This window comes from Oxalobacter aliiformigenes (assembly GCF_027116575.1).
Taxonomy (GTDB): Bacteria; Pseudomonadota; Gammaproteobacteria; order Burkholderiales; family Burkholderiaceae_D; genus Oxalobacter; species Oxalobacter aliiformigenes.
Genome location: NZ_CP098252.1, coordinates 535,638 through 547,933 on the forward strand (window position 1 = coordinate 535,638; position 12,296 = coordinate 547,933).

Here is a 12,296-nt window from a genome sequence, read left to right on the forward strand (position 1 = left end):
AGGAAATGAGAATGCGGGTTCAGTAAAAAACCGGCCTGTAAGGCCGGTTTCGGTTATTCGGAAATGGAATTGAAGGTACCGATATGATTTGTTCCGGTTGTAACCGCGGTTTTCAGAAACAATGTTCCGGTGCCGGGAAAGAGCCGTCTTTTACCGCACGGATATATGCCTTGATGGCCTCTTCGATACTGGGTTGTCCTTCCATGAAATTTCGGACGAAGCGCGCTTTTCTGCCAGGATATACATTCAGCATATCATGCAGCACAAGAACCTGACCTGAACAATCGGGACCTGCACCGATTCCGATTGTCGGGACAGAAAGGGCTTCCGTGACTTCTTTTCCAAGAGTGGACGGAATGGCTTCGAGAACAAACAGGGACACACCGGCATTTTGCAGGATTTCCGCATCTTCAATAATGCGTTTGGCTGCCTCGGACGTTTTGCCCTGAACACGATATCCGCCGAACTGATGGACGGATTGTGGCGTCAGTCCAAGATGACCACAGACCGGGATGGCGCGTTCGGTCAGAAAGCGGACAGTCTCTTCGAGCCAGCGGCCGCCTTCGATTTTGACCATATGGGCACCGGCCTTGATCAGCTCGGCGGCATTGTCGTAGGCAGATTCGGGGGTCGCATAGGTACCGAAAGGCATGTCGGAGACGATCATGGCGGTTTTGTTGCCTCTGGCAACACATTCGGTGTGGTAGGCAACTTCTTCGATAGAGACGGGCAGTGTCGAATCCTTTCCCTGGCAGACCATGCCGAGCGAATCGCCGATCAATAGTATTTCGACCCCGCACTGGTCCATGAGAGACGCGAAACTGGCATCGTAACACGTCAGCATGGTGATTTTCTCATGTCTGTTGTAAAGGGCTGTCAATGTGTGGCCAGTAACCGATTTACGTTCCTGCAGATATGTTGCCATGGCAAATCCTTTATTGAACTGGAAATTGATGGAGCAAAACGTAACCTTATCCTGATGTTTTGCAGGATGTCACGATTTCAGATCAATTATGAACGAAATATGAAATAAACCGCCCCCAGCAGACACAGGGCCGCCCAGATGTAGTCTGTTTTGAAAGGTTGCCCCATATAAAAAATGGCAAAGGGAACGAATACACTCAAAGTGATGGTTTCCTGAAGAATTTTAAGCTGTGCCAGACTGAACTGGGAAAAGCCGATGCGATTGGCCGGTACTTGCAGAAGATATTCGAAAAGTGCGATGCCCCAGCTGATCAGTGCGGCAACGATCCACGAACGGGATGAAAGGTGCCGAAGATGTCCATACCATGCAAAGGTCATAAATACGTTGGACAGGACAAGCAGGGCGGTTGTCTGAATGAAGACGGGAATGTGGAACATGGCGGGTAACTCCTGAAGATGGTTCAGTTATCAAGAAGGTCGATCCGCTGATTCTTGAGACGGCTCAGCAGAACGGAAAGTTTTTCTTTTCCCGGAATTTCGACATTTGGGTCGATTTCAGCCAGAGGCACGAGTACGAAGGCACGTTCGGCCATGCGCGGATGCGGTATCGTCAGTTGCCGGGTATTGATTTGATCTGCGTTGTATAAAAGGATGTCCAGATCAAGCGTTCGTGGCGCGTTTCTAAAGGGGCGTTCCCTGCCGAGCCTGTTTTCGATATTCCACAGGGCATGAAGCAGGTTATCGGGAGACAGACCGGTTATCAGTCTGGCGACGGCATTTACATAATCATCGCCTGTCGCATCGACCGGTGCAGTACGATAGAGTGACGAGAGTCTATCCAGACGGGTATCGGGCAAGTCGCGCAGGATTTCAATCGCTTCTCCGACATTTTGCAAAGCGTTGCCGAGATTGGAACCGATACCGATGTAAGCAATGTTTCCGGACATATCAGGAGTGGATGTTTTCTGCCGTTTGTAATGATATCGCCGGACCTGCATCCGTCTTGTGACGACGACGGGAACGTTTTGCCCGTTTTCTTCCTGAAGAAGTTCTGGGGGCCAGTCTCATTTGTTCGTCGATCATTTGCTGGCGTTCCTCGGCGGATGCATCAATGAATTTGGTCCACCATTGGCCTGTTTCGGGATCAAGCTCGCCAGCTTCGCAGCGGATCAGCAGAAAATCGTATGCCGCCCGGAACCGTTCATTTTCAAGCAGACGGTAGGGAGATTTGCCCGTACGTCTTTCCAGTCGGGGTTGCATGAGCCAGATATCTTTCATGTCGCTGGCGATCCGGCGCTGTATGGCCAGTTTTTCAGTTTGGGCATCCAGAATGTCGCTCGCAGCGGCAACAAGTGCCGGGATAGGATATTCACCGTCAGAACGGTATTGCGCCCATTTTTCCTCGACCTGGGTCCAAAGCAATGCGGCGAACAGAAATCCCGGAGAAATACGTTTGTTTTGTCTGATTCGCTGATCGGTTTTGCCGAGGGCTATTTCGATGAAATGAGCCGCTTGCGGTTGTTCAAGGGCAACATCCAGCAAGGGAAGCAAGCCTTTGTGCAAACCTCTGGTTCGCAGTTCTTTCAGGCATGACATGGCGTGTCCGCACATCAGCAATTTGAGCATTTCATCAAAAAGACGGGCTGACGGGACGTTATTGATAAGAGGAGCCAGTGAAGCGATCGGAGCACATGTCGCCTGGTCTATTGAAAATCCCAGTTTTGCGGCGAAACGGACGATCCGTAACATGCGAACGGGATCTTCACGATAGCGTTGTTCAGGGTCTCCGATGATTTTGAGAGTACGGTTTTTAAGGTCGTCCATGCCTCCGTGGTAATCCAGGAGCAACTGGTTCGCCGGGTTGTAATACATGGCGTTGATGGTGAAGTCCCTTCGGGCGGCATCTTCTTCCTGTGTCCCGAAATTGTTGTCCCGGAGTAACCTGCCCGCTTCATCTTTCAATGCCGGTTTGGTGGAGGATCCTCTGAAGGTGGTGACTTCAATCAGATCCTGGCCGAGAAGGACATGGACGATCTGGAAGCGTCTGCCAATAAGAAAAGCACGTCTGAAGAGACGCCTGACCTGCTCTGGTGTCGCATTGGTCGCGACATCGAAATCTTTCGGTTCGAGTCCGAGCAGAAGGTCACGTACTGCACCGCCGACAATATAGGCATCATATCCGGCATTTTGCAGAATACGTACAACCCGTACAGCGCTATTGGAAACCAGTCGCGGATCAATTCCATGCTGTTGAGGGCTTAAGGTAACAGGTTTCTGGATGGGACGGGGATTTGATCCTATCCCGAAAATTTTACGGATCAGTTTGTTAATCATCGAATAATTGCAATAAAGGCCAGCCTTTCATTTCGGCGTATTCTTTCAGACGACGGTTCGGATTGACAGCAACCGGGTGATTCACTCGCGAGAGAAGCGGGAGGTCGCGGTCGGAGTCGCTGTAAAAATAGATATGACTGAAACTGTCGAATGACAGATTCATTTGCCTGAGCCAGTTTTCAGTATGGACAATTTTACCCGCTCCCGACGTCGGAATGCCTATCAGTTTCCCGGTGATTTCTCCCTCGGGCGTTTCTTCAGGCAGTGCGGCAATCAGGTGTCTGACTCCGAATGCTTTGGCGATCGGTTCTGTGACAAAGCGGTTCGTTGCCGTCACGATCGCAACAAGATCGTTGTTGTTCTGGTGTTTCCTGACCAAATCCAGCGCAGATGGTCTGATGGCAGGGCAAATGATTTCGTCCATGTATCGTTGCCTCCACCGGTTCAGTTGCACACGGGGAAATCTCGCCAGCGTGCCCAGTGCGAAAGCAAGAAATTCAGCCGGATCAAGTGTTCCGGCCTGGTATTGCGCAAAGAATTCGGCATTTTTTTTTCGTAAGATTCTTTATCGACGGCTCCGATTTTTACCAGAAACTGGCCCCACTCATAATCTGAATCGATGGGTAGTAATGTATTGTCAAGGTCGAATAATGCCAGAGTGTCAGTCATAATGTCGGTTCCTGTTTCTTGTGCAACAGATCGTGGAGGAGTGGCAATGTGATGGTACGTTTCGTTTGCAGTGAATAACGATCCAGAGCATCCAGAATCATGGAGAGTGAATGCATGTCCCGTTGGTAGTGGGTAATCAGATAGGGTAACACACCTTGGGAAAGTGTAAAGCCCCGTTGTCTTGCCTGTTCTGTCAGGGCAGCTATTTTTTCTTCGTCGGTCAGTCCTTTTATCTGATAAACGAGTCCCCAGCAAAGCCGGCTTTTCAGGTCGTCTCGTAATGTCAACGCAAGAGGGGAATCCGAACCCGCGGTAATCATGCAGGCTGTGCGGTTTTCACGGACCTGATTGAACAGGCTGAAGGCTGCTATCTGTTTTTCGGAAGATAATTTGTCACAGTCGTCGATCAGATAAAGTGTTTTGCGGGGATCATAGGTAAATTCCTCGATTGGAGACAGGGAGGTGAGAAATTTTGCCGGGCAAAGCTGTGACATGGCTTTCAGAAGGTGGGTTTTGCCGACAGCGGAATCTCCCCATATGTAGATGAAGCGGTCTCGGGACTGTCCTTCCGCAATTTGATGCAACAGATAAAGAACTTCTGTATTTTGTCCGGGGACGAAAGTATCCAGAGTAGGAACAGCGACGGTTTCGAGGTTTAACAGCAGTTGTTGCATGACGGAGTTCAGTTTCTGTAAAAATTACTGTCGAAATAATAACTGCGAAGGTGTCTGTAAGCGACCGACAGGATAGCGGAAGAAGGCAGGGCAAGCAAAATGCCGACAAAGCCGAAGAGCTGGCCGAATGCGAGCAGGGCGAAAATGACAATCAGGGGGTGAAGCTGAATCCGGTCCCCGACCAGCTTGGGTGTCATGAGCAGACCGTCGAAAGAGTAGCCGAAACCATAAATGATACCGAGTGTGATCCAAGCTTCCATGCCGGTAAATTGCAAAAGGGTTGCCGTGGCGGCCAGACCCAGTCCGAAACAGATACCGATATAAGGAATGAATGCCAGCATGCCGGTCATGATGCCGACAGGCAATGCAACGTTGTACCCGGCCAGTGCCAGAGCAATCGAATAGTAAGTGGAAAGTATCATCATGACCAGTAATTGTCCACGCAGGTATTGGGCCAGCATGCTGCTGACTTCCCGTGAGAAACTGACGGCCTTGGAAACCCATCGTCTGGGTATCATGTCTCTCAGCTTGCGCATCATGATGTGCCAGTCTTTTAAAAGGTAAAAAAGTACAACGGGAATAAGAATCAGATTCCATGCCCATGTCAGTACCGCAGTGCCGCCGAATTTTGCAGAGGCAATAAGCGATTTCCAGACACCGTCTCCTTTCGGGACAAATTGTTCGGTCAGTATCCGTTTGATGCTGGCATTGTCTGCCGGGACCTGGATGCCGAGTTCGTTGAGTATGGGATTCAGGTAATTGTTGACTTTGGCGATGAAAGCGGGAATCTGTTCGTGAAGCATGGGCCATTCGCGGATCAACATGGGAATCATGATCAGTGCGAAAGCGGTCACGACGGAAAATAGCAGCATCATGACGATGATGACGGCGATGATGCGAGGCATTCTGAGATTTCCCAGGCGTTTTGAACGCAGCCATTCGACGATCGGGTTCAAGGCATATGCCAGTATGGAACCGGCAATGAAGGGGGTCAGGATCGGGCCAAGCAGCAGGAGAATGGCAATGAGCAATATGCCGATACCGGTCCATAGTGCGGTTTGTCTTTGCTGTGGTGTAAATAGTGCCATTCGGTCGTACTTGCGAGATCAGTTTGTTAGAATACTGGAATTATTGTTATTTTACGCCTAGCGGCGCGTTTACATTATGAATTCATCCACTAATCAGTCTCTTTCCTATCGTGATGCCGGTGTCGATATCGAAGCCGGCGATGCGCTGGTCGATGCCATCAAACCGTTTGCCAGACGCACCATGCGTGAAGGCGTATTGGGTGGTATTGGCGGTTTCGGCGCACTTTTCGAAATCAGCAAAAAATACAGGGAACCCGTGCTTGTGTCGGGTACCGATGGCGTCGGTACCAAACTCAAGCTGGCCTTTCAGCTTAATCGACATGATACGGTCGGGATAGACCTTGTGGCAATGAGTGTTAACGATATTCTGGTCCAGGGAGCGGAGCCGTTGTTTTTTCTCGATTATTTCGCTTGCGGCAAGCTGGATGTCAAAACGGCGGCCGATGTTATCAAAGGGGTCGCGGCCGGTTGCGAACAGGCGGGATGTGCCTTGATCGGCGGGGAAACGGCGGAAATGCCGAGCATGTATCCTGATGGTGAATATGATCTGGCCGGTTTTGCTGTCGGTGCCGTTGAAAAATCGGAAATTATCGACGGGAGAAAAATCGTTCCCGGCGATGTCGTTATCGGGCTGGCTTCTTCCGGTATCCATTCCAATGGTTATTCACTTGTCCGCAAGATTATCGATGTGACGAAGCCGGATCTGAATGCCGATTTCGACGGTCGTTCTCTGGCTGATGCATTGATGGCTCCGACAAGAATTTATGTCAAACCGCTTCTGTCGCTGATGGCTGATGTTGAAGTCAGGGGAATGGCCCACATTACCGGAGGCGGACTGGTCGAGAATATACCTCGCGTGTTGCAGGATCATCTCACGGCAGTTTTGAAAAAGGATGCATGGAACATGCCGCCTTTGTTCGGATGGCTGCAAAAGCACGGACATGTCGCCGAAGAAGAAATGCATCGGGTGTTCAATTGCGGAATCGGTATGGTTGTGATCGTTTCACCGGAAAATGCGGATAAGGCCATATCACGGCTGAATGCTTCCGGTGAAACGGCGTACCTGATTGGTGAAATCCGTCAACGGGCAGGCGATGAGCCACAAACGATCGTGAAGTAACGGGCTGGCATTTTCTTGTAATAGGCATTCGGTCTGCGAATGCCTTTTTCGTTTTTCAGCCGTCTGTTTTGTCGGGAATGGCATGACATGTTGTCCGTTTCGTTCTGAACGGTGCCAGCAAGTAGGTGTATTCCTTGCCATATCGGTCGTATTCGGTATCAACAGCATTGTTTTGCTGGCATTTCTTTACGCTATGAACAAGAGGGAAACCGCATTCATGATTTCGCTGGCGCTGACGTTCTTTACATGGGGCGGTAGCTACGCTTTGTTTCCTGCAACCAACAGTGGCGTGTTCTGTACGGCATATTCGGCGAGAGATTAAGGTTTCTTCCGGATTGCCAAGGCTGTTGCGGCAATTTTCGGTGGCGGGCTGGGAGCTGCGGTTGCAACGGTTCTAGGCTGAAATACCGTTTTTGCGATTACACGTCATTCACTTCTTTCATTGCGTTTGCGCTGGCAACGTTCGTTATCCCCAAAATGGGGTGTCCGGTCACAGGCGGAGGCTGTTGTTATCCGGATCATACAATAAGTGTCCAGTTTCCGGAGGTGTAAATGGCCGGAAGAAATTCCTGCCATGCTTCTTTGTTTCAGGGAAGAAAAACGGAGTGCTGTTTCTTCAGAACCGTTTTCTGTCTGTTTGCGACTGTCACCTGGTATCCGGCTGTTTCTCTTCCGGAAACGGTATGGCTGTGTAACGGAGGCCGGTCAGGATACAGATCGGCAGCGTTTTTCCGCTTTGAAATGGTGAAAGGCGAATACGATTTATGGCAGTTCCAGTTGTACAACGGCACAAATGCATATGGAACGGATCATGGCAAGATATGAACTATATGGATTCACGGGCTTTGTGAACCGCACGGAAAACGGTCGGGAATATCCGGTATATCGGTTGACGGCTGAAAAAACGGGAATGGGAAATCCTCCGATTTGATCAGGGGATTTTTTTCATTTTTTCTGGTTCGGAGCCACTTGAAGAAACGGGTTACCAGCGCAAAAAACAGTGGTGTATAGCAAATTCCCGGTCCTGTCGCGGCAAGCGTACCGGCCATGACGGTTGTGCCCGGAGTGTTTTGAGTTCCCGATCCCGCGCTACTACTGCTGATTGCGATGCAATGCTGCCTGGCAGGATAAAGCATAAGGATGTCATGATAATGGAGTGCAACCGTGACGCTTTTACCGTGGCGCTGATATATCCTTTCCGTTTTCATGCAGTGCCCTGACGAACTCAGCAATTTATCTGGAACCGGGCCGTTTGTTTTGTGCCGGATGCCTGCCAGAGAATCCGCCGGCATCCGGTTCCGTTGTCAGTCCAGAAAGGTGGCGAAGGACGAAACGGGTTCACGTTCCGTGATCAGCTGGTTGACCGGGGCGGCGGGATCGGCGTAGCCGATCGCCATTCCGGCGATAACGACTTCGTCGGGGGTGATCGGAAGGATATCGCGAATGATGCGATGGTAATCGCTCCAGTAAGCCTGAAGACAGGTATCCAGAGCATGACTTTTGGCTGACAACATGAGGGTCTGGAAAAAAGCGCCGTAATCGATCAGATTGATGGCGGGTAGCTGGCGATGGATGGTGAAGAGGATACCCGCCGGTGCGCCGAAAAATTCAAGATTGCGCCGTTGTTGCAAACGTCTCTTTTCACGGTCTTCACGGGCGATGTCCAGCAGGCGGTACATGTTCTGGCCGACTTTGCGGCGTCGCGACAGATAGGGTTCCAGTGGCGGTTCCGGATAGTACGGGTATTCGGCATGGTGTTTGTCCGGTTCGGTATCGAAGGCGGTGCACACCGCGTGCGTCAGGTTTTTCAACGAATCACCGGTCAAGACATAGCTTTTCCAGGGTTGGCTGTTTGTCGTCGAGGGAGCGTGTGCGGCCATTTCAAGCAGGTGTCTGAGCAACTCGGAGGAGACGGGATCCGGTTTGTAGGCGCGTACGGAGTGGCGTCGGGTGATCTGGGTATCGGTGGTGGAGGGTTGGATGGAAAACATAGCGTTTCTTCTATGAAAATGAGAAATTATGGAACCTGTTGCCGGTTGACCGACCGGGCCAGCAGCGGGCCTGATTTCCGGACAGTATTCTCAGTCGAAATTTCAAATAATCGATTGTCCGAATCATTTATGTATCAATACGTTGTCAAACGGATAGTATTTAATGATACACAATAAATATTATTGGATATCGGACTACAAGAGAATGTCTTGTTACAAATTGATATGATGTGATATGGAATGGCGCGCTCGGCGGGGATCGAACCCACAACCCCTGCCTTCGGAGGGCAGTACTCTATCCATTGAGCTACGAGCGCCGGGAAAAACAAATCCTGACGGAACCGGAAAATTCTGGTTCCGGAAACAACACAGGCAGTATTCTACCTCATTTAAACGGTTCAGTACGCAATCCGGTCAAACTTGTTTCATAAAAATCGAGGCAAACGTCAAATCATACCGTTTCGTACACGTGGCGGATTCTTTGCAAAATATTTCTTGACGCCATTTAATATCGCGTTGGCGATATTTTCCTGATGGGCATCATTGTTCAGTTTGGCTTCTTCCTCGGGATTGGAAATAAAGGCTGTTTCAACCAGAATGCTGGGAATGTCCGGTGCCTTCAGTACAGCAAAAGCGGCTTGTTCGACAGAACCTTTGTGCAAACGGTTGATTCCTCCCATTTCGTTTAAGACCGCATTTCCGAGTTTCATGCTGTTTTTGATTTGTGCCGTGGTGGAGAGGTCCAGCAATACGCTGGCCAGCTGGCGGTCGTGTTTCTTGATATTGACGCCACCAATCAGATCAGCCGCGTTTTCACGTTTTGCCAGCCATCTGGCTGCGGTGGAAGAGGCTCCTTTTTCAGACAGAACGAATACGGAAGAGCCGCGTGCAGTAGGTTGGACAAAAGCATCAGCGTGAATGGAAATGAACAGGTCAGCCTGAACAGCCCTGGCTTTATGGACGCGTGTACCCAGCGGAACAAAGAAATCGGCATTACGGGTCATGACGACTCGCATATTGGGTTGCTGTTCGATTTTCGCTTTCAGCCGTTTGCCAATGGCGAGAACGACGTCTTTCTCTTTGCTGCCTCTTGCCCCGATGGCACCGGAGTCTTCCCCGCCATGACCGGGATCGACCACAATGGTGACCATACGTTTCAGTTGCATTTTTCCTGCATCTTTCAGAGGTTCTTCTGAGAGAGCGGTTTTCCGGGAAGGCGCGTCTATGATGGATTTTTTCGGTGTACTTGCGACGACCTGGACAGGTTCCGGATCGTTTTTCCACTCACCTTTCATAATCAGTGCGGCAATCGGGTCGAGTGGTTCTTTCGGGTAAAGGTCGAGGACTAGACGGTGTTTGTATTTGTCGATGGGGACCAGCGAAAAAACTTGTGGATTGACGGCGGTTTTGAGATCGAAGACAAGCCGGACGGTTTTCGGGTTCAACTGGCCTACGCGGACTTGCTGGATATAAGGATCGTCCGGCTGGATTTTCGAGATCAGTTCTTTCAGAGTCGCATTCAGTTCGGTTCCGTCTACATCGACGACAAGCCTGTCCGGGTTGGCGAGCAGGAAATGTTTTGCATGGACATTGCCGTCGTGTTCCAGTGTGATGCGTGTATAGTCATCAGCCGGCCAGGCCCGCACCGCGACAATGTTGCCTGCCATGACTGGCAGGGTTCCCGTCAGCAGCACGGTGATGAATGCAATCAGGGCAAGAACTGATCGCCCGAATTTGTAAAATGCGTGTTCCATCATTGACTCATGAGTGAGATGTGTAATGCAGATTTTCAAGGCAGTGTCTGCCCTTGTCGGATGATGCTGTCAGGCTGACGGTACGACCGTCTCCTTTGACTTCAAGCGAAATGGCCAGATCGGGAGGAGGAAGTTCGGTGTCGGCTTTTTCAGCCCATTCGACGATGCAAATACTGTTTTTGTTGAAATACTCCCTGAATCCGGCTTCCAGAAATTCTTCCGCAGAACTCATCCGGTACAGATCGAAATGAAAAAGATCGACTGGATGCCCGTTCAATTCGATAACGTAAGGTTCTACCAGTGTGTAAGTCGGACTTTTGACTTTTCCGGCATGACCTGCTGCCTTGAGCATGGCACGGGTCAGCGTCGTTTTTCCGGTGCCGAGATCGCCATGCAGATATATTCTGAGTCCGCCCGACAATGCACGTGCAAGTGATTCACCCAGTGCACGGGTGTCGGTTTCGTCGTTCAAATAATACGTTTTCTGCGGCATGGTCAAAACAGTTTTAATCGCTATTTGCAATTGATTGTTATGTTACAGAACGATTCAACATATAGTATCAATAAACATTCCGTTTTGGACAATATCTTTTGTTGTTTTTGATGAAATTTGATCGGCAATTGACTGATTTTGTTTTGAAAATGAAAATCTGGGCATCAGAGCTCGGATTTTCCGGCTTGCGTATAACCGATATTCGCCTTTCTGGTGAGGAAGAACGGTTGCAACAGTGGCTCGCCCGTGGTTTTCATGGAGAAATGCATTATATGGCTGCGCATGGTCTCAAAAGATGCCGGCCCGACGAATTGTTGCCGGGAACGCTGAGAGTGGTTTCCGTTCGCATGAATTATATTCCGGGTATACCGGATATCTGTTTGAAAGAGGAAATGTTCCGGAAGGACGATCCGCTCCAGGCCAGGATTTCGTTTTATGCCCGAGGGCGGGATTATCATCGTGTAATAAGGTCACGGCTTGCCAGACTTGCCGGGAAAATGCAGGAATCAATCGGTCCTTTCCGTTATCGTGTATTTACGGATTCGGCTCCGGTCATGGAAGTGGCACTGGCCCGGAAAGCGGGTATGGGATGGCAGGGCAAAAACAACTTGTTGCTGTGCAGGCAGGGTGGTTCGTTTTTCTTTCTTGGCGAGATGCTGGTCGATCTTCCGCTGCCTGTCGATCCTGAAGAAAAATCGCATTGCGGCAATTGCGAGCGCTGTTTTCGTCATTGTCCGACAAATGCCATTGTTGAACCTAACCTTGTTGATGCCCGCCGGTGCATTTCCTATCTGACGATTGAATTGAAGGGGGCGATACCTGTTGAATTGCGGCCTTTGATAGGCAACCGGATCTACGGTTGTGACGACTGTCAGCTGGTATGTCCGTGGAACAGGTTTGCGGAAAGGGCGAAGATATCCGATTTCAATGTCCGTCACGGTTTTGACCGTTCCGGGTTGTTGGATCTGTTTTCATGGACTGAGACGGAATTTCATGAAAAAACGGAAGGCAGTGCCATCCGGCGTATCGGATACGATCGCTGGATCCGCAATATTGCAGTCGCTTTGGGAAATGCATTGCGCGATATGGAAAATGAATCGGTCAGAGATGCTATTGTTCATGCATTGAATGAAAAGAAAAGTACGGTATCCGAAATGGTGGATGAACATATCGTCTGGGCATTGCATCAGGGGAGCTGATATGGTTCGGGATATCGTCATTAAAAACGATGGAAGAAATATAATTCTGT

The 12,296-nt window shown here is 50.0% G+C and carries 12 protein-coding genes, 1 tRNA gene and 1 pseudogene; 3 read left to right on the forward strand and 11 right to left on the reverse strand.

Annotation, left to right across the window (positions count from 1 at the left end; translation table 11 throughout):
- Positions 1 to 112: 112 nt before the first annotated feature.
- The 7 genes and pseudogenes from panB to NB647_RS02575 form a co-directional block, all read right to left on the reverse strand.
- Entirely contained in the window at positions 113 to 925 is an 813-nt protein-coding gene (panB, locus tag NB647_RS02545) for a 3-methyl-2-oxobutanoate hydroxymethyltransferase (RefSeq protein ID WP_269283995.1), read from the reverse strand.
- An 86-nt stretch (positions 926 to 1,011) separates the two neighbouring features.
- Positions 1,012 to 1,362, reverse strand: a complete 351-nt coding sequence (locus NB647_RS02550; RefSeq protein ID WP_269264985.1) for a DMT family protein — start codon at positions 1,360 to 1,362, stop codon at positions 1,012 to 1,014.
- Positions 1,363 to 1,385: 23 nt separating this feature from the next.
- Entirely contained in the window at positions 1,386 to 1,871 is a 486-nt protein-coding gene (folK, locus tag NB647_RS02555; protein ID WP_269283996.1) for a 2-amino-4-hydroxy-6-hydroxymethyldihydropteridine diphosphokinase, read from the reverse strand.
- A gap of 1 nt (position 1,872) precedes the next feature.
- Positions 1,873 to 3,258, reverse strand: a complete 1,386-nt coding sequence (gene pcnB, locus NB647_RS02560) for a polynucleotide adenylyltransferase PcnB (RefSeq protein WP_269283997.1) — start codon at positions 3,256 to 3,258, stop codon at positions 1,873 to 1,875.
- Positions 3,251 to 3,927: pseudogene (locus NB647_RS02565) on the reverse strand (HAD family hydrolase). The gene pcnB and the pseudogene NB647_RS02565 overlap by 8 nt, the downstream one beginning before the upstream one ends.
- A complete protein-coding gene (hda, locus tag NB647_RS02570) occupies positions 3,924 to 4,601 on the reverse strand; it encodes a DnaA regulatory inactivator Hda (RefSeq protein ID WP_269264989.1) in 678 nt (225 codons plus the stop codon). The pseudogene NB647_RS02565 and the gene hda overlap by 4 nt, the downstream one beginning before the upstream one ends.
- A gap of 8 nt (positions 4,602 to 4,609) precedes the next feature.
- The gene (locus NB647_RS02575) at positions 4,610 to 5,689 is read right to left on the reverse strand and encodes an AI-2E family transporter (RefSeq protein ID WP_269264990.1); all 1,080 of its coding nucleotides are present in this window, start codon (positions 5,687 to 5,689) and stop codon (positions 4,610 to 4,612) included.
- Positions 5,690 to 5,765: 76 nt separating this feature from the next.
- On the opposite strand from NB647_RS02575, the gene purM reads away from it, so the two are divergent.
- Positions 5,766 to 6,809 carry a phosphoribosylformylglycinamidine cyclo-ligase gene (gene purM, locus NB647_RS02580; protein ID WP_269283998.1) on the forward strand — a complete coding sequence of 348 codons (1,044 nt, stop codon included), beginning with the start codon at positions 5,766 to 5,768 and terminating at the stop codon, positions 6,807 to 6,809.
- 193 nt (positions 6,810 to 7,002) lie between these two features.
- Entirely contained in the window at positions 7,003 to 7,131 is a 129-nt protein-coding gene (locus NB647_RS02585; RefSeq protein ID WP_269283999.1) for a hypothetical protein, read from the forward strand.
- 982 nt (positions 7,132 to 8,113) lie between these two features.
- Here the strand turns inward: NB647_RS02585 and NB647_RS02590 are convergent.
- From NB647_RS02590 to tsaE, 4 genes are all read right to left on the reverse strand, one after another.
- Positions 8,114 to 8,800: a nitroreductase gene (locus NB647_RS02590; RefSeq protein ID WP_269284000.1), complete on the reverse strand. Its 687-nt coding sequence runs from the start codon at positions 8,798 to 8,800 to the stop codon at positions 8,114 to 8,116.
- A 241-nt stretch (positions 8,801 to 9,041) separates the two neighbouring features.
- A tRNA-Arg gene (locus NB647_RS02595) sits at positions 9,042 to 9,117 on the reverse strand.
- Positions 9,118 to 9,246: 129 nt separating this feature from the next.
- Positions 9,247 to 10,554 (reverse strand): N-acetylmuramoyl-L-alanine amidase, encoded by a 1,308-nt coding sequence (locus tag NB647_RS02600; protein ID WP_269284001.1) that lies wholly within the window; start codon positions 10,552 to 10,554, stop codon positions 9,247 to 9,249.
- Between the two features lie 7 nt (positions 10,555 to 10,561).
- Positions 10,562 to 11,047, reverse strand: a complete 486-nt coding sequence (gene tsaE, locus NB647_RS02605; RefSeq protein WP_269284002.1) for a tRNA (adenosine(37)-N6)-threonylcarbamoyltransferase complex ATPase subunit type 1 TsaE — start codon at positions 11,045 to 11,047, stop codon at positions 10,562 to 10,564.
- A 149-nt stretch (positions 11,048 to 11,196) separates the two neighbouring features.
- Here tsaE and queG point away from each other — a divergent pair, with 149 nt between their 5' ends.
- Positions 11,197 to 12,246: a tRNA epoxyqueuosine(34) reductase QueG gene (queG, locus tag NB647_RS02610; protein ID WP_269284003.1), complete on the forward strand. Its 1,050-nt coding sequence runs from the start codon at positions 11,197 to 11,199 to the stop codon at positions 12,244 to 12,246.
- The last annotated feature ends 50 nt before the right edge of the window (positions 12,247 to 12,296 follow it).

What these genes read in the sequence shown, in the direction of transcription:
- queG (WP_269284003.1), top strand. Translation starts at nt 11,197, where the DNA reads ATGAAAATCTGGGCATCAGAGCTCGGATTTTCCGGCTTGCGTATAACC.
- folK (WP_269283996.1), bottom strand. Translation starts at nt 1,871, where the DNA reads ATGTCCGGAAACATTGCTTACATCGGTATCGGTTCCAATCTCGGCAAC.
- pcnB (WP_269283997.1), bottom strand. Translation starts at nt 3,258, where the DNA reads ATGATTAACAAACTGATCCGTAAAATTTTCGGGATAGGATCAAATCCC.
- purM (WP_269283998.1), top strand. Translation starts at nt 5,766, where the DNA reads ATGAATTCATCCACTAATCAGTCTCTTTCCTATCGTGATGCCGGTGTC.
- NB647_RS02575 (WP_269264990.1), bottom strand. Translation starts at nt 5,689, where the DNA reads ATGGCACTATTTACACCACAGCAAAGACAAACCGCACTATGGACCGGT.
- NB647_RS02600 (WP_269284001.1), bottom strand. Translation starts at nt 10,554, where the DNA reads ATGGAACACGCATTTTACAAATTCGGGCGATCAGTTCTTGCCCTGATT.
- panB (WP_269283995.1), bottom strand. Translation starts at nt 925, where the DNA reads ATGGCAACATATCTGCAGGAACGTAAATCGGTTACTGGCCACACATTG.
- NB647_RS02585 (WP_269283999.1), top strand. Translation starts at nt 7,003, where the DNA reads ATGAACAAGAGGGAAACCGCATTCATGATTTCGCTGGCGCTGACGTTC.
- hda (WP_269264989.1), bottom strand. Translation starts at nt 4,601, where the DNA reads ATGCAACAACTGCTGTTAAACCTCGAAACCGTCGCTGTTCCTACTCTG.
- tsaE (WP_269284002.1), bottom strand. Translation starts at nt 11,047, where the DNA reads ATGCCGCAGAAAACGTATTATTTGAACGACGAAACCGACACCCGTGCA.
- NB647_RS02590 (WP_269284000.1), bottom strand. Translation starts at nt 8,800, where the DNA reads ATGTTTTCCATCCAACCCTCCACCACCGATACCCAGATCACCCGACGC.
- NB647_RS02550 (WP_269264985.1), bottom strand. Translation starts at nt 1,362, where the DNA reads ATGTTCCACATTCCCGTCTTCATTCAGACAACCGCCCTGCTTGTCCTG.